16 protein-coding genes and 1 pseudogene are annotated in these 20,735 nt (G+C 62.4%); 4 read left to right on the top strand and 13 right to left on the bottom strand.

The genetic code is table 11. The annotated features are described in order from the left end of the window. From BT179_RS21815 to aceK, 7 genes and pseudogenes are all read right to left on the bottom strand, one after another. A pseudogene (locus tag BT179_RS21815) lies at positions 1-252 on the bottom strand (IS110 family transposase); the annotation flags it as partial. Between the two features lie 152 nt (positions 253-404). Next, positions 405-1,715 carry an OprO/OprP family phosphate-selective porin gene (locus BT179_RS21810; RefSeq protein ID WP_072398735.1) on the bottom strand — a complete coding sequence of 437 codons (1,311 nt, stop codon included), beginning with the start codon at positions 1,713-1,715 and terminating at the stop codon, positions 405-407. Positions 1,716-1,993: 278 nt separating this feature from the next. Continuing rightward, complete coding sequence (locus BT179_RS21805) at positions 1,994-2,230, bottom strand: anti-sigma factor family protein (protein ID WP_072398734.1); 237 nt, start codon at positions 2,228-2,230, stop codon at positions 1,994-1,996. Further along, positions 2,224-2,835, bottom strand: a complete 612-nt coding sequence (locus BT179_RS21800; RefSeq protein WP_072398733.1) for an RNA polymerase sigma factor — start codon at positions 2,833-2,835, stop codon at positions 2,224-2,226. The genes BT179_RS21805 and BT179_RS21800 overlap by 7 nt, the downstream gene beginning before the upstream one ends. A gap of 90 nt (positions 2,836-2,925) precedes the next feature. Further along, the gene (locus tag BT179_RS21795) at positions 2,926-4,047 is read right to left on the bottom strand and encodes a beta-ketoacyl-ACP synthase III (protein WP_072398732.1); all 1,122 of its coding nucleotides are present in this window, start codon (positions 4,045-4,047) and stop codon (positions 2,926-2,928) included. Positions 4,048-4,385: 338 nt separating this feature from the next. Continuing rightward, complete coding sequence (gene hrpA, locus BT179_RS21790) at positions 4,386-8,297, bottom strand: ATP-dependent RNA helicase HrpA (RefSeq protein WP_072431933.1); 3,912 nt, start codon at positions 8,295-8,297, stop codon at positions 4,386-4,388. 231 nt (positions 8,298-8,528) lie between these two features. Next, positions 8,529-10,250, bottom strand: a complete 1,722-nt coding sequence (gene aceK, locus BT179_RS21785; RefSeq protein WP_072398731.1) for a bifunctional isocitrate dehydrogenase kinase/phosphatase — start codon at positions 10,248-10,250, stop codon at positions 8,529-8,531. 131 nt (positions 10,251-10,381) lie between these two features. Here aceK and BT179_RS21780 point away from each other — a divergent pair, with 131 nt between their 5' ends. Further along, positions 10,382-11,293 carry a DMT family transporter gene (locus tag BT179_RS21780; protein WP_072398730.1) on the top strand — a complete coding sequence of 304 codons (912 nt, stop codon included), beginning with the start codon at positions 10,382-10,384 and terminating at the stop codon, positions 11,291-11,293. Positions 11,294-11,388: 95 nt separating this feature from the next. Here BT179_RS21780 and BT179_RS21775 read toward each other — a convergent pair whose 3' ends face one another. The 3 genes from BT179_RS21775 to cysK form a co-directional block, all read right to left on the bottom strand. Then, positions 11,389-12,252, bottom strand: a complete 864-nt coding sequence (locus BT179_RS21775) for a DMT family transporter (RefSeq protein ID WP_072431931.1) — start codon at positions 12,250-12,252, stop codon at positions 11,389-11,391. Positions 12,253-12,589: 337 nt separating this feature from the next. Further along, positions 12,590-13,528 (bottom strand): aspartyl/asparaginyl beta-hydroxylase domain-containing protein, encoded by a 939-nt coding sequence (locus BT179_RS21770; RefSeq protein ID WP_072398728.1) that lies wholly within the window; start codon positions 13,526-13,528, stop codon positions 12,590-12,592. Positions 13,529-13,768: 240 nt separating this feature from the next. Then, positions 13,769-14,743, bottom strand: coding sequence for a cysteine synthase A (gene cysK, locus BT179_RS21765; RefSeq protein ID WP_072398727.1), 975 nt, complete (start codon positions 14,741-14,743; stop codon positions 13,769-13,771). Between the two features lie 144 nt (positions 14,744-14,887). Here cysK and BT179_RS21760 point away from each other — a divergent pair, with 144 nt between their 5' ends. The 3 genes from BT179_RS21760 (at position 14,888) to BT179_RS21750 (ending at position 18,216) form a co-directional block, all read left to right on the top strand. After that, a complete protein-coding gene (locus BT179_RS21760) occupies positions 14,888-15,964 on the top strand; it encodes a DUF748 domain-containing protein (protein ID WP_072398726.1) in 1,077 nt (358 codons plus the stop codon). Between the two features lie 193 nt (positions 15,965-16,157). After that, positions 16,158-17,003: an AAA family ATPase gene (locus BT179_RS21755; protein ID WP_053155966.1), complete on the top strand. Its 846-nt coding sequence runs from the start codon at positions 16,158-16,160 to the stop codon at positions 17,001-17,003. 34 nt (positions 17,004-17,037) lie between these two features. Next, positions 17,038-18,216: a vWA domain-containing protein gene (locus BT179_RS21750; RefSeq protein WP_072398725.1), complete on the top strand. Its 1,179-nt coding sequence runs from the start codon at positions 17,038-17,040 to the stop codon at positions 18,214-18,216. 105 nt (positions 18,217-18,321) lie between these two features. Here the strand turns inward: BT179_RS21750 and BT179_RS21745 are convergent, their stop codons facing one another. The 3 genes from BT179_RS21745 to BT179_RS21735 are packed head-to-tail and all read right to left on the bottom strand — an operon-like array spanning position 18,322 to position 20,692. Further along, the gene (locus BT179_RS21745) at positions 18,322-19,242 is read right to left on the bottom strand and encodes a 5-oxoprolinase subunit C family protein (protein ID WP_072431930.1); all 921 of its coding nucleotides are present in this window, start codon (positions 19,240-19,242) and stop codon (positions 18,322-18,324) included. Continuing rightward, entirely contained in the window at positions 19,239-19,943 is a 705-nt protein-coding gene (gene pxpB, locus BT179_RS21740; RefSeq protein WP_072398723.1) for a 5-oxoprolinase subunit PxpB, read from the bottom strand. The genes BT179_RS21745 and pxpB overlap by 4 nt, the downstream gene beginning before the upstream one ends. Continuing rightward, positions 19,940-20,692 (bottom strand): 5-oxoprolinase subunit PxpA, encoded by a 753-nt coding sequence (locus BT179_RS21735; protein WP_072398722.1) that lies wholly within the window; start codon positions 20,690-20,692, stop codon positions 19,940-19,942. Before BT179_RS21735 ends, pxpB begins: the two co-directional genes overlap by 4 nt. Positions 20,693-20,735 lie beyond the last annotated feature (43 nt).

Here is a 20,735-nt window from a genome sequence, read left to right as displayed (position 1 = left end):
GACGAACGGCTTAACGTATTGCGGGGCAATCAGTTTTACCTCGTGGCCCAATGCCTCAACCTGTCGAGCCAGCCAGTGGGCACCGCCACACGACTCCATCACCACCGTGCAGGCCGGCAGTTGGGCCAATGTGCCGAGCAATTGGCTGCGGCTGGTTTTCTTGCGCAAAACCTGATGACCTTTGGCGTCCTGGCCGTGCAGATGGAAACTGTGTTTACCAATGTCGATGCCGAGAAGCGTCATCGTGTTCATGAGAGATCCTCCGCCGAAAACGAGAAAAGCCCTGCAAGCGTAAACCTGCAGGGCTTCTCGGTCAGGCTGACCATCTCATTAAACCCCGCCGGAGCGGGGTCGAAAGGAGCTTTAACGGATGAAGAAAGAGCTCTGTATCAAGTCAGCGCGATTCAGAACACGTACTGGGCACGGACCACGAAGCCGTCACCGTCGTCATCGCCATTGGCGTTGGTGACCTTGTCGGTCTTGGCCTTGATGTAGGCACCGGTGATTTTCACGGCTTCGTTGGCGTACCAGTTCACACCCAGGTTGTGCACCTTGGCTTCGGCATCGCCCACTTCACGGGTGGCCGAGGCCGTGGTGATGTTGTCGTCCTCGACGGTCAGGCTGTCGAAGCGATAGAACAGTTCCCAGGCACCGATGGACTTGTTCTGAGGCTTGATCGAATCGAATTTGCCGACCTTGTAGCCACGGGACTCACCGGTGAGGGTGTAGGCGCCCTGCACGTAGAAACCGTGGCCCTTGATGTCTTCGAAACCGTCGGCGTCAGCCTTGGTCTTGCGGGTGACGTATTCACCCTGGATCGAGGCCGGGCCCATGGCGAAGGCGGCTTCCAGGCCGAACGCGGTGTCACGGTCGTAGGAGCCGGCCGGCGAGTTGTTGGCACCGCCCAGTACCGGACGGTTGCCGTTCGGACCGGCATCGTTGCCGCCGAGGGTTTCCACGCCACGCATCCCCAGGCGGGAGCGATAACGCGCGTCGAACACGGTGTCGGACACGTCACGGGAAGCCACGTTCACACCGAAGTGCAGCACGTTGCCGGCGTCATGCATCGGCGCGAACACGAAACGGCCGTTGACTTGCTTGACGCTGTCGCCGTCGGTGTCGTCGGTGTCCTTGCTGAACACACCGGCCGAGGCATAGAACGAATCGGCGAAGGTGCTGGAGGCTTGCAGGCCCAGGCCGTTCTGGTGGCTGTTGGTCCAGTCGATCAGGTCGTAGGCAGCGTTGCGCTCAGGTGCGGTGACCCACTTGGAGCTGGTGGCTTTTTCCAGGCCGAAGTCGGGGTCGAAACGACCGACCTTGATCGAAACCGGCTTGAAGCCGTTGTAGGCCAGGGACGCTTCGTCGAAATAGCCGTTGTCGGAGTCGCCGCTGTTGTGGGACATGTCGTAGTTGATGGTGTAGGCCCAATCCGTGTACAGCACGCCGGACAGTTCCAGGAAGGCGCGGCGGATGTAGGCGGCATCGGCCGAATTGCCGTTGTCGGTGTAGATGCCGTCGAACTGGCTGTAGTCAGCCTGCAAACGACCGCCAAGCTTGAAGCTGAACTCTTTGTCAGTGGTGGCGACTTCAAGGCCGCCCTTGGTTTTGACCACGATATCGGCGCCGTCGGTGGTGACGGTACCGGCGAAAGCCTGGGCGGTTACTGCCATTGCCAGCGCGCTGGCGGCAAAACCTGCGAAGTGCTTACGGATCATCGAAGAATTCCCCTGTTGGTAGTCTATGCGTTAGAAAACACGCGGAAACGGGCCCGCTGGTGTTGGGAGGGGATCTTGGCGGCGGGTTGTGTCAGGCAAGTTGCCATCACATAAATATTTCATGACAGCGGAACTTTTTACTTCGAATTGAAATAACCAGTACCACGGCCAGCCCTTGTGGGAGCGAGCTTGCTGGCGCTAGCGGTATGTCAGTGACAGCTTTTTGCCTGATACACCGCCATCGCGAGCAAGCTCGCTCCCACAGGGGCTCTCAGGACTCAGCGGATGTTTCGGCGACGCTCGGCGGCAAGCTTTTCGGCGAGGTGATCCAGATCGGGAATGGGGGGTTGGGGAAGACGCTTGAGCGTCGCCTGCATCAGGCGCATCTGGCGGATAAAACGCCGGCAGTTGGGGCAGAACATCAGGTGATGGCGCACCATCAGGCGCTCACGAAAGGTCAATTGACCATCGAGGTAATCGCTGGAGCGCGCTACTTGTTCCTTGCAGGTCAGCATTCACCGGTTTCCTCGAAATGTTCCACCGTCGCAAAGACCTTCAGCCGTGCGCGATGCAACAGCACCCGTACATTGGAGAGCGTCAGGTCCAGAAGATTACAGATTTCCTGCAACTCCAGCCCCTGCCGCTCCCGCAGGTCCAATACGCTGCCCTGCAGTTGCGACAGGCTGAGCAGCGTGTGTTCGAGGCAATCACGTAACTCGCCTTCGGTAAGCAAGGCCTCGGGCGAGTCCTGATGCCAGGCGAACGGCGCCAGCAGCCAATGGCCATCGGCGGCGAAACGATCGTCCCCCACGGTGCCGTGAGGCGACGGCAGGTCATCGAGCAGCACCTCGCGACGATTCTGCTTGTAGCGCCCTTTGGCTGTGTTGGCGGTGATGGTCAACAGCCAGGTCTTGAGACTGGAGCGCCCCTGGAACCCGCTGAGATTTCGCACCACCGACAGCCAGGCGTCCTGTACCACTTCATCGGCATGACGGCTGCCGACGATGGCATAGGCCACGGCGCGCATCGGCCCCTGATAGGTGCCGACCAATTCCTTGTAGGCCTGCTGCTCGCCCGCCAGCAGGCGCTGGAGCAGCTGGGTGTCATCGATGGCCGTCATTCAATCCCCCGCTGCCTGGCAAGACTGACGATGTATTCGTGGCGAGGGGATTTATCTCCTCGTCAATGAACCGTCTCGCCGAAGTGTGGATCAACGCTTGCGCAGGATCACGCTGCCGATCGAATAGCCGGCGCCGAACGAGCTGAGCACCGCGACCGAGCCGCTGGGCAGGTCGTCCTGATACTTGTGAAACGAAATCACCGAACCGGCCGAGCTGGTGTTGGCGTAGGTATCGAGAATCACTGGTGCTTCCGCCTCGGTGGCCTCGCGCCCCAGCAGCTTGCGCACGATCAGCTGGTTCATGCTCAGGTTGGCCTGATGCAGCCAGAAACGCTTCACTTCGCCGACGTTCAGCTGGTTTTCTTCCAAGTGAGCCCCGATCAGCTCGGCCACCATCGGGCAGACGTCACGGAAGACCTTGCGACCTTCCTGGACGAACAGCTTGTCCCGGGTGCCGATGCCCTCTTCTGCCGCACGGTTGAGGAAGCCGAAATTGTTGCGGATGTTATTGGAGAACTTGGTGAGCAGCTTGGTGCTGACCACATCGAACTGGTACGGCGACGTCGCCAGGTCCGCCCGCTCGATGATCACCGCGGTGGCGGCGTCACCGAAAATGAAGTGGCTGTCGCGGTCGCGAAAGTTCAGGTGGCCGGTGCACACCTCGGGGTTGACCATGAGGATGGCCCGGGCCTGGCCCAGTTGCACGCTGTTGGCTGCCGCCTGGATGCCGAATGTGGCCGAGGAACAGGCCACGTTCATGTCGAAGCCGAAGCCCTCGATCCCCAGGGCTTCCTGGACCTCGATGGCGATGGCCGGGTATGGGCGCTGCAGGTTGGAACAGGCGACGATCACCCCGTCGATGTCGGCGGCCGTGCGGCCGGCGCGTTCCAGGGCCTGACGGGCGGCACCGACGGCCATTTCGCACAGCACCGACCACTCTTCGTTGGAGCGCTCGGGCAGGCGCGGGGTCATGCGTTGCGGGTCGAGGATGCCGTCCTTGTCCATGACAAAGCGGCTCTTGATACCGGAAGCCTTTTCGATGAACGCTGCGCTGGATTCGGTCAATGCCTCCACTTCACCCCGCTCGATGGCCTCGGCATTGTCGGTATTGAACTGCGCGACGTAGGTGTTGAAGGATTGCACCAGCTCTTCATTGGAAATGCTGTTGGCCGGGGTGTACAGGCCGGTGCCACTGATGACGACGTTATACATGGTCGTGTCTCTGATCTGTTCAGGCAGAAAGCATTGGTACAACCGTACCAATACACAAAGGGTCTTTTCCCATCCTGGGGAAGCAGACCTGGCATCGCTTTATTCCGATCCGCCCGTGGCATTGAAGCTCAAAACCACGGGACCGGCATTTATAGGCGCGAAGTTTGCCATAAACGCTGGCGTTTGGCCCATTCTCCCTCACTTACAACACAAAACCTGTGGGAGCGAGCTTGCCCGCGATTGCGGTGTATCAGTCAACATCAATGCAAGCTGAACCACCGCTATCGCGAGCAAGCTCGCTCCCACAGGGGTCATGGGGCTACCCCCTGATTCTGCGATCAGCCCTCTACCACGCTCCACTGCTTGCCCAGGCGCTTATCGGAAATCGGCACCTTGGTTCCCAGTTGCTGGGCAAACAGCGATACCCGGTACTCCTCCAGCCACCAGCGATACACCTCCAGCTGCGGATCGCGCTTGCCTTCCTGGGCGTGCTTGGCGGCACGGGCCTGGTACTGCGCCCAGAGGTTCGACAACTCGCCGCTCCAGACCCGATCCTTCTGCACCTGGCTGCCCAGCTTTTCGAAGCGCTGCTCGACGGCCCTGAGGTAGCGCGGCAACTCCTTGAGCCACTGGTGCGGGGTTTCGCGCACGAAACCGGGGTACACCAGATGGCTGATTTGCTGCTTGATGTCGTTCAGGGCCACGGCCTGGGCCAGGTCGATCTTGCCCTTGAAGCGCTTTTGAAGACCGTGCCAGAGCTTGAGGATGTCCAGGGTCAGCTTCGCCAGGCGTTCGGCGTGCTCGGTCCAGCCGCCGCGCTTGCGCTCGGCCAGGGAAGCCAGCGCGGCGCCGTCGCGGGGCAGGTTCGCTTCGCCTTCCAGTATGCAGCTGTCGAGGCTGGCCAGCAGGATGTCTTCCACCAGGCTATCGATACGGCCCAGCTCGCGATACAGCAGGCCCAGCTCCGTCAGGCCCGGCAACTTGCCTCGCAGGAACTTCGCCGTCTCGGCCAGTTGCTGCATCAGCAGCCGTTGCAGGGCGCGGCGATGCTGGAATTCGGCTTCGGCGGGGGTCGGGAAACGACCTTCCTTGACCACGCCTCCCTCTTCCACCAAAGCCGGGTAGACCGTCATCGACAAGCCGGCGATCTGCTGCTGGGTTTTCTCGGCCACTGGCGCGAACACCTTGGCTTGCACCGGCGCCTGGCTTTTCGCCGTCTGGGGCACGGCCAGGGCCGCCTGGCTGGCTTCGGCAAATCGCGCCGTCAGCTCGGCCAGGTCACGGCCTTCGCCCAGGAACTTGCCCTGGCCATCGACGATTTCCAGGTTCATGCGCAGGTGGCTTTCCACCTGCTGCGCGGCTTCCGTCCAGGCTTCGTCGCTGACCCGCGCACCGGTCATGCGCAGCAGTTCACGGCCCAGCGCTTGAGGCAGCGAACCTTCGGCGAACGTGATGCGTTGCAGCGCGGCCTTGACGAAGTCCGGCACCGGTACGAAGTTCTTGCGCAAGGCCTTGGGCAGGTTGCGCACCAGGGCGATGCACTTGGCCTCGAGCATGCCGGGCACCAGCCATTCCAGGCGCTCCGGCGGCAACATGGGCAGCAGCGGCGCCGGTACGCGCAGCGTCACGCCGTCGCGCGGATGATTGGGCTCGAAGTGATAGCTCAACGGCAAGGTCAGGTCGCCGACACGCAATGTGTCGGGGAAATGCGCGGCAGTGACCTCACTGGCCTCGCGCGCCAGCACGTCCTCTTCACGCATGATCAGCAACTGCGGGTCTTTCTGGCTGTTGATCCGGTACCAGCTGTCGAAGGTCGCCGTCTGGTGGATCTCGGCGGGCAGCCGCGCGTCGTAGAACGCGAACAGGGTTTCCTCATCCGCCAGGATGTCCCGCCGGCGGGCCTTGGCCTCCAGTTCGTCGAGCTGCTCCAGCAAGCGGGTATTGGCCCCCAGGCATTTGGCCCTGGACTGGATCTCGCCGCGCACCAGGGCCTCGCGAATGAACAGTTCCCGGGACACCACCGGGTCCACCGGGCCGTAGTGCACTGGCCGACGCCCGACCACGATCAACCCGAACAGAGTGATCTGCTCATAGGCCACCACCTGCCCACGTTTCTTCTCCCAATGGGGCTCGAAGTGGTTCTTCTTGATCAGGTGTCCGGCCAGGGGTTCGATCCAGTCCGGCTCGATCCTGGCCACCATGCGCGCGTACAGCTTGGTGGTTTCCACCAGTTCGGCGGTCATCAGCCACTGCGGACGCTTCTTGCCCAGGCCCGATGACGGATGCACCCAGAACCTTCGCTGACGGGCGCCGAGGCAGTCACCGTCCTCGGTTTTCTGGCCGATCTGGCTGAGCAGGCCCGAGAGCACCGCCTTGTGCAGTTTCGGGTAATCCGCCGGGTCCTTGTTGAGGCTCAGCTGCATGTCGCGGCAGATCAGGCTCAACTGGCGGTGGGAATCGCGCCACTCTCGCAGACGCAGGTAATTGAGGAAGTTCTTCCGGCACCAGTTGCGCAACGGGCTGGCGGTCAGGGCCTGGCGCTGTTCTTCGAAACCACGCCACAGATTGACCAGCCCGGCGAAATCCGAATCCGGATCCTTCCACTGGGCGTGGGCCTGATCGGCCGCCTGCTGGCGCTCGGGCGGACGCTCCCGCGGATCCTGGATCGACATGGCGCTGGCGACGATCAGCACTTCCTGCAGGCTGCCCAGCTTCGCCGCCTCCAGCAACATGCGGCCCATACGCGGGTCTACTGGCAGGCGCGCCAGCTGACGACCCAGTGCGGTCAATTGGCCGTTGCGGTCCACCGCCGACAACTCTTGCAGCAGGTTGAAACCGTCGCTGATGGCCTTGCCGTCCGGCGGCTCGATGAACGGAAAATCGGTGATTTCACCCAGGCGCAGGTGCAGCATCTGCAGGATCACCGCCGCCAGGTTGGTGCGCAGGATCTCCGGGTCGGTGAATTCCGGCCGCCCGAGAAAATCCTCCTCGCTGTACAACCGCACGCAGATCCCCGGCTCGACCCGCCCGCAGCGCCCCTTGCGCTGGTTGGCGCTGGCCTGGGAAATGGCCTCGATGGGCAGGCGCTGGACCTTGGCCCGATAGCTGTAGCGGCTGATGCGCGCGGTGCCGCTGTCGACCACATAGCGGATGCCCGGCACGGTCAGCGAGGTCTCGGCGACGTTGGTCGCCAGCACCACGCGCCGGCCCGGGTGAGACTGGAAGATCCGCTGCTGTTCGGCCGGCGACAAGCGGGCATAGAGCGGCAGGATCTCGGTGTGCTTGAGCTGGGCCTTGCGCAGCATCTCGGCCGCGTCGCGAATTTCCCGCTCGCCCGGCAGGAAAACCAGCACATCCCCAGGGCTGCGGCGTTCGCTGCGCTCATGGGCGGCGATTTCATCCAGCGTGGCCAGGATGGCCTGGTCGACGGTCAGGTCGTCCTCGACCCGGTTGCCTTCCTCGTCCTGCTCCAGGGTCAGGGGCCGATACCAGGTTTCCACCGGGAAGGTACGGCCCGAGACTTCCACGATCGGAGCGTTGTCGAAATGCCTGGAGAAGCGCTCCAGGTCGATGGTGGCCGAAGTGATGATGACCTTGAGGTCGGGACGACGGGGCAAGAGGGTCTTCAGGTAGCCGAGCAGGAAATCGATGTTCAGGCTGCGCTCGTGGGCTTCGTCGACGATGATCGTGTCGTAGCGCTCGAGGTAACGGTCGTTCTGGGTTTCGGCCAGCAGGATGCCGTCGGTCATCAGTTTGACCAGTGTGTTGGCATCGCTCTGGTCTTCGAACCGCACCTGATACCCCACCAACGCTCCCAGCGGCGTCCCCAGTTCCTCGGCCACGCGGCTGGCCACGCTGCGGGCGGCGATCCGCCGTGGCTGGGTGTGGCCGATCAGGCCATGCTGGCCGCGACCGATTTCCAGGCAGATCTTGGGCAACTGCGTGGTTTTGCCCGAGCCGGTTTCGCCGGCGATGATCAGCACCTGGTGTTTTCGCAACGCGTCCTTGATTTCATCGCGCTTGGCGGCGATCGGGAGACTGTCGTCATAACGGATCACCGGCAGGCTGGCCTTGCGCGCCAGCACCTGGTCGCACGACGCCTGCATCCGCGTCACCCACTGGGCCAGTTTCGCCTCGTCGGGTTTCTTGCGCAGCTCGAGCAACTGACGCCGCAACCGGTGACGGTCGGCGAGCATGGCGTGGTCGAGGTTCTTCAGCAGTTTGTCGATAGCGGGGGCTTGGTCAGTCATCAGGTACGCAAGGGTCATCGGTTTGAGCAAGGGGCGATTGTCGCAGATTTGCGGCCATTGCGCCGAACACGCAAAGCAGCCCACCGCCACACCCTTGTGGGAGCGAGCTTGCTCGCGATAGCGGTGGTTCAGCCTCAATTGATGTTGACTGATATGCCGCCATCGCGAGCAAGCTCGCTCCCACAGGAGATTTTCGTCAAGGCTGCTTTTGTGGCGAGGGAGCCTGCCGGGTTATTCGTTATCCAGGTCCTTGCGCCGATACGGAAACACATCGATCACCTTCCCTGCCCGGATCGCCTCTTGCAGGCCTTTCCAATAGTCGGCGTTGTACAGCTCGCCATGCATCTGGTCGAACAGTTTGCGTTGCCCGGCGTCGGCGAACAGGAAGGGCGGGAATTCCTCGGGGAAGACATCCAGCGGCCCGATGGAATACCAGGGCTCGGAAGCCATTTCGTCTTCCGGCGTGCGAGGCTGGGGGATGTGGCGGAAGTTGGCTTCGGTCAGGAAACAGATTTCATCGTAGTCATAGAACACCACGCGACCGTGGCGGGTCACGCCGAAATTCTTGAGCAGCATGTCGCCGGGAAAGATATTGGCGGCCGCCAGTTGCTTGATGGCCAGGCCATAGTCCTCCAGGGCTTCGCGCACCTGGGCTTCGCTGGCATTTTCCAGATAGAGATTGAGCGGTGTCATGCGCCGTTCGGTCCAGCAATGGCGGATCAACACGGTGTCGCCCTCGACCGACACCGTGGATGGCGCCACATCCAGCAGCTCCTCCAGGCAGGCCGGCTCGAACTTGCTCAACGGAAAGCGGAAATCGGCGAACTCCTGGGTATCGGCCATGCGCCCCACCCGGTCGACGCTCTTCACCAACCGGTACTTCTCGATCACCGTGGCGCGGTCGACGTTTTTCGACGGCGAGAAACGGTCCTTGATGATCTTGAAGACCGTGTTGAAGCCCGGCAAGGTGAATACGCTCATGACCATGCCCCGCACCCCGGGGGCCATGATGAAGCGGTCGTCGGTGTTCGCCAGGTGATTGATCAACGCGCGATAGAACTCCGACTTGCCGTGCTTGTAGAAACCAATGGACGTGTACAGCTCGGCAATATGCTTGCCCGGCAGGATGCGCTTGAGGAAGCCGATGAATTCCGCCGGCACCGGCACATCCACCATGAAGTACGACCGGGTGAACGAAAAGATGATCGACACCTGTGCCTCGTCGGTGATCAAGGCGTCGATCTGGATGCCCCGGCCCTCGCGGTGCAGCAACGGAATCACCAGGGGCCATTGGTCATCGCGGGTGAAGATCCGGCCCACCAGGTAGGCGCCCTTGTTGCGATAGAGCACCGAGGAAAACAGTTCCACTGTCAGTTCCGGGTCCTTGCAGACCCAGTCCGGCAGGTTCTCTCGTAGCTGGGCCTCCAGGCGCTGCAAGTCACCCGGCAGATCGGCGTAGTCCTCGCTGAAACGGTAATCGGCGAAGATGCTCGCCAGCATCCGGTCCAGTTGGCCCTGGGGCTTGTAGGTGCGGGTCTGGGCAGCGCGGGCCCGGCGCAGGCTGGGCCGGGTGGTGTGGATGAACATGGTGCCGTCGCTGATCAGGTCGTGGCTGAACAGGCCGCAGAAGATCGAGTTGTACCAGGTCTCCGACAGCTCGTCGTCGAAGCGCAGGTCGATCAGGCTGATGTAGGCGCTTTTCACCAGCGGCCAGCAACTGACGTCCATCAGCGCTTCGGCATCGAACGCCTGGCGCAGGCGGGTCACGGTTTCGAAGACTTTTTCTTCGTACAGGTTGATTCGTGCCGCTGACGCCGCCTGTGCCTCCTGCCACCGGGCCTGCTCGAACCGGGCACGGGCGCCGTCGGTGATCTGCCGGAAATGCTCCCGATAATCGTCGAAGCCTTCGAGGATCGAACGGGCGATATCGATGGCGGGCCATGGTTGCGGCATAGGGTGAACCTCGGCGGGTCATATTTATTGTTGGCGACTGAGCTTAGAGGCCAATCGCGCGGCAACGCAACCATTGCCATCGGTCTTCGCGGGGGCGACACTTGCCAGCCAACCACGGAAGGAACCCCCTCTTGAACCTCGTCGATCTCCTGCGTCTGCTGTCACTGGCCGCCATCTGGGGGGCGAGCTTTCTGTTCATGCGCATCATCGCCCCTGTCATCGGTACGATCCCCACCGCATTCTTTCGTGTGTCCATCGCCTTCGTCGGGTTGCTGGTGATCCTGGCGCTGATGCGTATCGACTGGAATTTTCGTGGCAAGCTGAAAGTCGTGATGGGCCTGGGCCTGATCAACTCCGGCATCCCGGCCACCTTCTATTCCCTGGCGGCCCAGGTGCTGCCGGCCGGTTATTCGGCGATCTTCAACGCCACGACACCGCTGATGGGGGTGCTGATCGGCGGACTGTTCTTCAGCGAGCAACTCACCGTGGCGAAAGTCAGTGGCGTGTTCCTCGGCCTGTTGGGCGTCGGCATCCTGACCGGCGCCGGTCCGGTGGCCTTCGACCTGCAATTGCTGATGGGCGCCCTCGCCTGCCTGATGGCGACCACCTGCTATGGCTTCGCCGGTTTCCTCACCCGGCGCTGGCTCGATCATCAAGGCGGGCTGGACAGCCGACTCTCGGCGCTGGGCAGCATGTTCGGCGCCACGGTGTTCCTGCTGCCGCTGTTCGGCTACAGCGTCATCAGCCAGCCACCGGCCAGCTGGGGCGGCTGGAGCGTCTGGCTGTCGCTGCTGGGACTGGGCCTGGTGTGTACCGCCCTGGCGTACATCCTCTACTTCCGCTTGCTCAGCGCCATCGGTCCGGTCAAATCCATGACCGTCACGTTCCTGATCCCGCCGTTCGGCGTGCTGTGGGGGGCGCTGCTGCTGGATGAGCCGTTGGGCATGGCACACCTGTATGGCGGGGTGTTGATTGCGGCGGCGTTGTGGCTGGTGTTGAAACCGGCGGCCCAGACGTCCGTTCAGGTGCCTCAGCGTCGCTGAAAATGCCATCGCCAGCAGACCCACTCCCACAAGGATCACCCTGTGGGAGCGAGGCCGCTGCGATGGCGGTCGTACAGTCACTCTCGCGCTAGTGGTCAGCGGCTTTTACGAAACACGAACGCCAGCCCGATGATAATCAGCACCATCCCCAGCACGCTCAACAACGCCAGCCGGTTGCCGAATACCAGGTAATCCATGATGGCCGTCACCGCCGGCACCAGGTAGAACAGGCTGGTGACATTCACCAGGTTGCCCCGTGCGATCAAGCGGTACAGCAACAACGTCGCCAGTACCGAGACCACCAGCGCCATCCACAACACCGGCACGATGAAACCCGCGTTGTGCTCGAAGTGAAACGGCTGGAACGGCACGAACACCGCACACAGGACAAGCCCGGCCAGGTACTGGACAGGCAGCGTGCCCAAGGGATTGTCGGTGATGCGTTTCTGCATGATCGAGCCGGCCGTCATGCTCAACAGCGCCAGCAGCCCGCACAGCATCCCGGCCAGGGACATACCGGCCAGGCCGATGCCCTGGTACACCACCATGACCAGCCCGGCCAACCCCAGCATCAGGCCGAACATCCGCTGCCAGGAGCGCTGGCGCTCCATGAGCACCACGGTAAGGATCGGCTGCACACCCATCAGCGTCGCCATCACCCCGGGCGTGACGTTCATCTGCAGCGCCAACAGATAGAAAATCTGATAGGCGCCCAACAGCACGAGCCCGGTGGCCGTTGCGTACAACATCGGTTGGCCCGCCTTGGGCAACTTGAACTTTAACACCGGGATCAAGACCACCAAGGCGCACAGGGCGATGGCAAAGCGGATCAGCAGGAACGCGAAGGGCGAAGCATGGGCCAGGCCCAGTTTGGAAAAGATCGCCCCGCTGCTCCACAGCAGGACGAACAGGCTCGTGGAAACCGCCGCCAATAAGGCGTTTCTGGAAAGGAAAAACATGAATACCACCTGTTATCAGGCAAAGAGCCAACTCAGCCGAAGCTGAAGTCCAGTAGTTTTTTCAGGCGGGCACAGGGAACGGCAACGACGGCCGATCAGCCCTGAACGCCAACACCTGGCGGTGATACGACGGCGTACACCGCAGGGCTACTGACAGGTGGAGGGTATTGACCGATCTGCCCACGCTGCTGGTCCCCGCACGGCACGACGCCAGCGTTCAACGCTGGAACCACAACCGCGATGACAGGGGATACAGACATGAGTCGATCTCTGGAAGGATGGGCTTGATAACCCGAGAGCGCCGACTATAACCAGCGCTCGAGGTGCAATGCAATGCTCAGACGAACAACCAGTAGCCCAATGCCGTCAGCACCGCTACCGCCAGGACGGGTCGCATCACGCGGTAGGCCTTGGGATGCTGGCGCTTCCACTGCTTGACCCGGCCACTGATACCGTCGCTGAACGACTTGCTCCAGGCATAGGCCCGGTTGATACCGCCGACATGTTCGTCGTCCAGGTTCTGCGGCGCGGTGGCACGTCCCAGGAAGGCGCTGATGGTGCGGTTGAGGCGCGTCATCAGTTGGCTTTTCAGCGGCCGCTCGACATCACAGAACAGGATCACGCGGGTCTGGGGTGTTTCATTCTTGACCCAATGCACATAGGTTTCGTCGAACATCACGTCTTCGCCATCGCGCCAGGCGTAGATCTGGCCGTCGACAAAGATCCGGCAATGTTCGGAGTTGGGTGTGGAAAGCCCCAGGTGGTAGCGCAGCGAGCCGGCAAACGGGTCGCGATGGGGATTCAAGTGGCTGTCACCCGGAAGCAGGGCGAACATGGCGCCCCGGACGTTGGGAATGCGGTTGACCAATTCCACGGTCCTGGGGCACAGCTGCTCGGCCGACGGTAACGGCTTGTCGTACCACTTGAGGTAGAACCGCTTCCAGCCCTTCTTGAAGAACGAGCCGAAGCCGGCGTCGTTGTTCTTTTCGGCAGCCCGGATGTATCCCTCGTCGAACAGGCGCATGGCCTCGTCGCGAATGACCTGCCAGTTGTCCTTGAGCACATCCAGTTCCGGGAACTTGCTGCGGTCCAGATAGGGTTTGGAAGGCACTCCGGAGAACAGGTACATCAAGGCATTGTAAGGGGCGAACAACGCCGAGTGGTTGACGAACTGGCGCAACACCGGCAGGCGTGCCCTGCCGCGCAGGTGCACATAGAGGGTACTGCCTATGAACACCAGCAAGACCGACGCCTTGGCGACGAACGAAACGGTCATTTTCAAACTCCTTGTCAAAAACTTAAGCGACGCCAATTGCCCGACGTAGCCGAAGGCCATAGTAAAGATTCATGGCCCGGGTAAAAACCGTCCGACGCAACATTCTCTGTTGAGTAAAACGCAATAAACCCTTCTAGCATGCGTCAGCTGAACCAAGGCTGACGCCAGCAAACATTGTCCTCTGGTTCTCGCGGCGAGGGGATATCCCCTCGTCGCCTCAGGCTTGCTTTCAACCCGACGTCACTGCTGGGTCTCCTGTTCGGTGAACAGGTCGCTGAACAGCATGCTCGACAGGTACCGCTCGCCGGAATCCGGCAGGATCACCACCAGGGTCTTGCCCTGCATCTCCGGTTTTTCCGCCAGGCGCACAGCCACGGCCATCGCCGCGCCACAGGAGATGCCGCAGAGAATTCCCTCCTCCTGCATCAGTCGCAAAGCCATAGCCTTGGATTCGTCGTCGGTGACCCGCTCGACCTGGTCGACCATCGTCAGGTCGAGATTCTTCGGCACGAATCCCGCCCCGATTCCCTGGATCTTGTGGGGGCTTGGCTTGATTTCCTGGCCTGCCATCGCCTGGGTGATCACTGGCGAACTCTCGGGCTCCACCGCCACCGACAGGATCGGCTTGCCACAAGTGTTCTTGATATACCGTGAAACCCCGGTAATGGTTCCGCCGGTGCCCACGCCCGCGACCAACACATCCACTGCGCCATCGGTGTCGTTCCAGATTTCCGGGCCGGTGGTTTTTTCGTGGATGGCCGGGTTCGCCGGGTTATCGAACTGTTGGGGCATGAAATAGGTGTCGGGGTCGCTGGCGACGATTTGCGTGGCCTTCTCGATGGCCCCTTTCATCCCCTTGGCCGGCTCGGTCAGCACCAGCTCGGCGCCAAGGGCCTTGAGCACCTTGCGTCGTTCGATGCTCATGGACGCCGGCATGGTCAGCATCAGCTTGTAACCACGGGCCGCAGCCACGAACGCCAGGCCGATGCCGGTGTTGCCCGAGGTGGGCTCGACAATGGTCATGCCCGGCTTGAGCCGGCCCGTGCTTTCCGCGTCCCAGATCATGTTCGCACCGATCCGGCACTTGACCGAATAGCCCGGGTTACGCCCTTCGATCTTGGCCAGGATGGTCACGCCCCGCGGGGCGATGCGGTTGATCTGCACCAATGGCGTATTGCCTATGGAATGGGCGTTATCAGCGTATATACGGCTCATGGCTGGGTCCTTAATGCGGCGTGAATTCAAGCGACTAAAGGTATGCCTGTTGCCCCTGGGCGTCCAGTTGCACCGAACGTCCGCCTGTCACGACAGTCAATGGCTTTGGGGGTGTTCTCAAGAACAGGCTGGAGACTCAATGACATGAAACGTCGATACAGCTGGCCACTGTGGGCCGTCGCCGCCATCGTTGCGCTGCTGGTGACCCTGCACCTGGCCCTGCCTTACCTGGTGCGCGACTACCTCAACGATCGGCTGGCCGACATGGGCGACTACCGTGGCCGGATCGCCGATGTGGACCTGGCGCTCTGGCGCGGGGCCTACCGCATCAACGGCCTGCAGATCGTCAAGGTCGACGGCAAGGTCCCGGTGCCGTTCGTCGATGCACCGTTGATCGACTTGTCGGTGAGCTGGCATTCGCTGTGGTACGACCATGCGGTGGTGGCACAGGTGGAGTTCACCCACCCCGAGGTGAACTTCGTCGACGGCGGGGCCAACCGCCAGAATTCCCAGACCGGCCGGGGCACCGACTGGCGCGAACAATTGGGCAAGCTGCTGCCCATTACCCTCAACGAGGTAAGGCTAAACGACGGCAAGGTCACCTTCCGCAATTTCAATTCAAAGCCACCGGTCAACCTGCGGGCCACCAACGTCAACGCCAGTTTCTATAACCTGACCAACGTGGTGGACACCGAGGGCAAGCGCGACGCCCGCTTCGAGGGCAAGGCGCTGGTGGCCGAGCACGCCCCGCTGGAAGTCCAGGCCACGTTCGACCCGCTGAGCAATTTCGAGGAATTCGAGTTCCGCCTGCGGGCCAGGAACATCGAACTCAAGCGCCTGAACGACTTCGCTGCGGCCTACGGCAAATTCGATTTCAATGCCGGCCATGGCGACCTGGTGATCGAGGCGCAAGCCGAGAACGCCAGGCTCAGCGGCTACATCAAGCCCTTGCTGCGGGACGTGGATGTGTTCGACTGGCAGCAGGATGTGGAGAACGAAAAAAAGAACATCTTTCGCTCGGTCTGGGAAGCCTTGGTGGGCACGGGCGAGACGGCGCTCAAGAACCAGCGCAAGAACCAGTTCGCCACCCGGGTGGAACTCAGCGGCAACGTCCACCAGCAGGACATCAGCGCTTTCGAGGCCTTCCTGCAGATCTTGCGCAACGGTTTCGTCCAGGCGTTCAACGCCCGCTATGAACAACCGGCACCCTCGACCGAGTAAGGTCTGCGTCTTTCTGTGGCGAGGGTAGCCCCATGCAGATACGCCGAGACCGAGTCAGCATGTGACGCTCCATTCAGAGACTGAATACAGCGTCTGCGTTCACAGTCGGCGGGACGTCGCGTTATAGTCGGGCATGGCATTTATTTCGCGCCCCGCCTCGTCCAGGCCGGCGCTCCCGTTCGAGGAATCGCAGATGAAGTTCGAAGGCACCAGCGCCTATGTGGCTACCGATGACCTGAAACTGGCCGTCAACGCCGCCATCACCCTGGAGCGGCCACTGCTGGTCAAGGGCGAACCGGGCACCGGCAAAACCATGCTGGCCGAACAACTGGCGCAGTCCTTCGGGGCGCGGTTGATCACCTGGCACATCAAGTCCACCACCAAGGCCCACCAGGGCCTGTACGAGTATGACGCGGTCAGCCGGCTGCGGGATTCGCAGTTGGGCGTGGACAAGGTCCACGACGTGCGCAACTACCTGAAGAAAGGCAAGCTGTGGGAAGCCTTCGAGTCCGAAGAACGGGTGATCCTGCTGATCGACGAGATCGACAAGGCCGACATCGAGTTCCCCAACGACCTGCTGCAGGAACTCGACAAGATGGAGTTCTACGTCTACGAGACCGACGAAACCATCAAGGCCAAGCAGCGCCCGATCATCATCATTACCTCCAACAATGAAAAGGAGCTGCCGGACGCCTTCCTGCGCCGCTGCTTCTTCCATTACATCGCCTTCCCCGATCGCGCCACGCTGCAGAAAATCGTCGACGTGCACTACCCGGACATCAAGAAGGACCTGGTCAGCGAAGCGCTGGACGTGTTCTTCGACGTGCGCAAGGTGCCGGGCCTGAAGAAGAAACCTTCCACCTCCGAACTGGTGGACTGGCTCAAGCTGCTGATGGCCGACAACATCGGCGAAGCGGTGCTGCGCGAACGCGATCCGACCAAGGCCATCCCGCCGCTGGCCGGCGCACTGGTCAAGAACGAGCAGGACGTGCAACTGCTGGAGCGCCTGGCGTTCATGAGCCGTCGCGGTACTCGCTGATCCGCTTCGGTTAACAAGAGCGAGGGCGATTGCCATGCTGCTGAACCTGTTCAATGAGATGCGCGCCGCCAAGGTGCCCGTGTCCGTGCGTGAACTGCTGGACTTGATCAACGCGCTGAAGCAGCGGGTGATCTTCGCCGACATGGACGAGTTCTATTACCTGTCCCGGGCGATCCTGGTGAAGGATGAACGGCACTTCGACAAATTCGACCGGGCGTTCGCCGCGTACTTCAATGGCCTGGAAAAACTCGACGACCATCTCCAGGCCCTGATTCCCGAAGATTGGTTGCGCAAAGAGTTCGAGCGTTCGCTGACCGACGAAGAGCGCGCGCAGATCCAGTCCCTGGGTGGCCTGGACAAGCTGATCGAAGAATTCAAGAAACGCCTGGAAGAACAGAAGGAACGCCATGCCGGCGGCAACAAGTGGATCGGCACCGGCGGCACCAGCCCATTCGGCTCCGGCGGCTTCAACCCCGAAGGTATCCGCGTCGGCGACGCGGGCAAGCGCCAGGGCAAGGCCGTGAAGGTCTGGGACCAGCGCGAATACAAGAACCTCGACGACCAGGTCGAGCTGGGCACCCGCAATATCAAGATCGCCCTGCGCCGGCTGCGCAAGTTCGCCCGCCAGGGCGCGGCCGAAGAGCTGGACATCGATGGCACCATCGACCACACCGCCCGGGATGCCGGTCTGCTGAATATCCAGATGCGTCCGGAACGGCGCAACACCGTCAAGCTGTTGCTGCTGTTCGACATCGGCGGTTCCATGGATGCCCATGTGAAGATCTGCGAGGAACTGTTCTCGGCCTGCAAGACCGAGTTCAAGCACCTGGAGTATTTCTACTTCCACAACTTCGTGTACGAATCGGTGTGGAAAAACAACCTGCGCCGCACCTCGGAACGCACGTCGACCCTGGACCTGCTGCACAAGTACGGTCCCGACTACAAGGTGATCTTCATCGGCGACGCCGCCATGGCGCCCTATGAAATCACCCAGGCTGGTGGCAGCGTCGAACACTGGAACGAAGAAGCCGGCTACGTGTGGATGCAGCGCTTCATGGAAACCTACAAGAAGCTCATCTGGATCAACCCTTATCCCAAGGACACCTGGGGTTATACCGCCTCGACCAATATCGTGCGGGAACTGGTGGAGGATCGGATGTATCCGCTGACCTTGCGGGGGTTGGAAGAAGGGATGCGGTTTCTGTCCAAGTAGACGCTTTGGTGCCTTTCAGGGCCTCATCGCGAGCAAGCTCGCTCCCACACGGGATCTTCATCACACAAAAGATCCCCTGTGGGAGCGAGCCTACTCGCGAAGCTTTTAGCGCTTGGCAAACACCTGCAAACACTCCACCTGCTGGCGATGCGCGACCTCCTGCACCATCGGCCGCAGCCGTACCTGCGTACCGGGCAGGCACTGCGCCAGGCGAGCCAGGGCCAATGGCGTCAAGGCACCCAGGCGCGGGTAGCCGCCGATGGTCTGCCGATCGTTGAGCAGCACAATCGGCTGGCCGTCCGGTGGCACCTGCACGGCGCCCAGGGGGATGCCTTCGGAGATCATCGAGGGCCCCTGATATTCCAGCGCCGCGCCCAGCAACCGGATGCCCATGCGGTCGGCGCGACTGTCCAGCGTCCACGGGGTATTGAACGCGTCGAACAGGCTGCGCCCACTGAATGCGCCATTCTGCGCCCCCAGGATCAAGTCCAGCGGCTGCGCTTGCTGGAAGTCCGGGATCAGCGAGTGCGGCATGGGCCGCGGCGCCGCCACGCCGGAGTAAGCCAACCGAGCCCCGCGCTCCAGCGCCCGCCCGCGTCCATCCAGGCCGCCAAGCTCTTCGCGCACTACCGTCGCTCGGCTACCCAGCACCGCCGGCGCATCGAATCCGCCGGGGGCCGCCAGGTAGGCGCGGGCACCGAGCACCGGCTGAGTGAAGCTCAGCGTCTGGCCCCTGCGCAGGCCGAAATAGCGCCATGACGCCACGGCCTGACCGTCGATCCGCGCCCCCAGGTCCGCCCCGGCGATCGCCAGCACGCAATCACCTTCGGCCACCACGGTGAAACCACCCAGGGTGATCTCCACCACCGCTGCGTCCAGCGCATTGCCCAGCATCCAGTTGGCCCAGGTCATCGACAACCAGTCCGCCGCCCCGCCCTGGGTCACACCCAGATGGCGGACACCGAAACGGCCGGCGTCCTGCAACAGGCACAGCGCAGTGCTGGCCTCGATCGATAGGCGACTCATGCCTGCGCCTCCAACGGTGTGTCGTCGCCACCCAGGGCGATGAATTCGGCATGGCCCACGGCCTCGAAACGCACCGTGTCACCGGGCCGCATCAGGCTGTAGCCGTCACGTTCGCGGTCGAACAGCCTGGCCGGCGTGCGGCCGATCAGGTTCCACCCTCCCGGCGACACCACCGGGTAGGCCGCGGTCTGCCGTTCGGCGATCCCCACGCTACCCGCCGCCACCCGTTTGCGGGGCGTATCCAGGCGCGGCGCGGCCAATACCTCGTCCACCAGGCCCATGAAGGCGAATCCCGGGGCGAATCCGAGGGCGAAGACCTGGTATTCGCGTTCGCTGTGACGACGGATCACCTGCTCCACGCTCAACCCGCTGCGACGGGCCAGCAGTCCCAGCTCCGGACCGACACTGGGGTCGTACCAGACCGGCAATACATGGCGCTGGCCGACGGAGCGGGCGTCCGGCGACAGGTTGTCCAGCGCCTGGACGATCAGTTCCCGTGCCTGGGCCGGGCTGAGGGCCAGCAGGTCGTAATGCACCATCAAGGTGGTGTAGGACGGCACCAGATCGATCAGGTGCCCGCCGAACCCCTCGCGCAGACGCTCGCTGGCGGCGAGCATCCAGGGCATGTTGTCTTCGGCGATGGCATCGAACAGGCGCACCATCAGGCAGTCCACCGCCACCACTTCCACGCGTGGCTTCATGGCGTGCTCTGCCGGTCCAGAGCCTCGCGGATGCGTTGCACGGCCGCCACCGAACTGGCGTTGTCACCGTGCACGCACAAGGTGTTGGCCCGCAGGTGCAAGGCGCTGCCGTCGCTGGCGGTCAGCGCATCGCCACGGGCGATGGTCAGGGCCTGGGCGATGATGACCTGGGCATCGTGGTGCACAGCCCCAGGCAGTTGCCGCGAGACCAGGCGACCGGCGCTGTCATAGGCGCGGTCGGCGAAGGCCTCGAACCACAGGGTCACGCCATATTCATCCCCCAGGGCCTGCGCGGCGCTGTTGTCCCGGGTGGCCATCAGCATCAACGGCAGTTCCCGGTCATAAGCGGCCACCGCCTGGATCACGGCGCGCAGTTGCGCCGGGTTGGCCATCATGTCGTTGTACATCGCCCCGTGGGGCTTGACGTAGCTGACCCGCCCGCCCTGGGCCCGGCAGATACCATCGAGGGCGCCGACCTGATAATGCAGCAGATCCTGCAATTCCTGGGCGGTGTAGGCCATGGAACGCCGGCCGAAGCCCACCAGGTCCTGATAGGCCGGATGCGCACCGATCCTGACGCCGTGGCTCAGGGCCAGGCCGACGGTCTTGCGCATAATGCTCGGGTCACCGGCGTGGAACCCGCAGGCGATGTTGGCGCAGTCGATGAAGGGCATCACCTCCGCGTCCAGACCCATGGTCCAGCTGCCGAAGCTCTCGCCGATGTCGCAGTTCAATAGCAGGCGGTTCACGTGAACGCTCCTGTAGATTTTGAGCACTGGGGCCTGTGCCCCA

This window comes from Pseudomonas sp. NFACC43 (assembly GCF_900119645.1).
Classification (GTDB): Bacteria; Pseudomonadota; Gammaproteobacteria; order Pseudomonadales; family Pseudomonadaceae; genus Aquipseudomonas.
The sequence above is the reverse complement of the archived record's forward strand: the minus strand, read 5'-3'. Positions and strand labels throughout refer to the sequence as shown.

What these genes read in the sequence shown, in the direction of transcription:
- BT179_RS21810 (WP_072398735.1), bottom strand. Translation starts at nt 1,715, where the DNA reads ATGATCCGTAAGCACTTCGCAGGTTTTGCCGCCAGCGCGCTGGCAATG.
- BT179_RS21805 (WP_072398734.1), bottom strand. Translation starts at nt 2,230, where the DNA reads ATGCTGACCTGCAAGGAACAAGTAGCGCGCTCCAGCGATTACCTCGAT.
- BT179_RS21800 (WP_072398733.1), bottom strand. Translation starts at nt 2,835, where the DNA reads ATGACGGCCATCGATGACACCCAGCTGCTCCAGCGCCTGCTGGCGGGC.
- BT179_RS21795 (WP_072398732.1), bottom strand. Translation starts at nt 4,047, where the DNA reads ATGTATAACGTCGTCATCAGTGGCACCGGCCTGTACACCCCGGCCAAC.
- hrpA (WP_072431933.1), bottom strand. Translation starts at nt 8,297, where the DNA reads ATGACTGACCAAGCCCCCGCTATCGACAAACTGCTGAAGAACCTCGAC.
- aceK (WP_072398731.1), bottom strand. Translation starts at nt 10,250, where the DNA reads ATGCCGCAACCATGGCCCGCCATCGATATCGCCCGTTCGATCCTCGAA.
- BT179_RS21775 (WP_072431931.1), bottom strand. Translation starts at nt 12,252, where the DNA reads ATGTTTTTCCTTTCCAGAAACGCCTTATTGGCGGCGGTTTCCACGAGC.
- BT179_RS21770 (WP_072398728.1), bottom strand. Translation starts at nt 13,528, where the DNA reads ATGACCGTTTCGTTCGTCGCCAAGGCGTCGGTCTTGCTGGTGTTCATA.
- cysK (WP_072398727.1), bottom strand. Translation starts at nt 14,743, where the DNA reads ATGAGCCGTATATACGCTGATAACGCCCATTCCATAGGCAATACGCCA.
- BT179_RS21760 (WP_072398726.1), top strand. Translation starts at nt 14,888, where the DNA reads ATGAAACGTCGATACAGCTGGCCACTGTGGGCCGTCGCCGCCATCGTT.
- BT179_RS21755 (WP_053155966.1), top strand. Translation starts at nt 16,158, where the DNA reads ATGAAGTTCGAAGGCACCAGCGCCTATGTGGCTACCGATGACCTGAAA.
- BT179_RS21750 (WP_072398725.1), top strand. Translation starts at nt 17,038, where the DNA reads ATGCTGCTGAACCTGTTCAATGAGATGCGCGCCGCCAAGGTGCCCGTG.
- BT179_RS21745 (WP_072431930.1), bottom strand. Translation starts at nt 19,242, where the DNA reads ATGAGTCGCCTATCGATCGAGGCCAGCACTGCGCTGTGCCTGTTGCAG.
- pxpB (WP_072398723.1), bottom strand. Translation starts at nt 19,943, where the DNA reads ATGAAGCCACGCGTGGAAGTGGTGGCGGTGGACTGCCTGATGGTGCGC.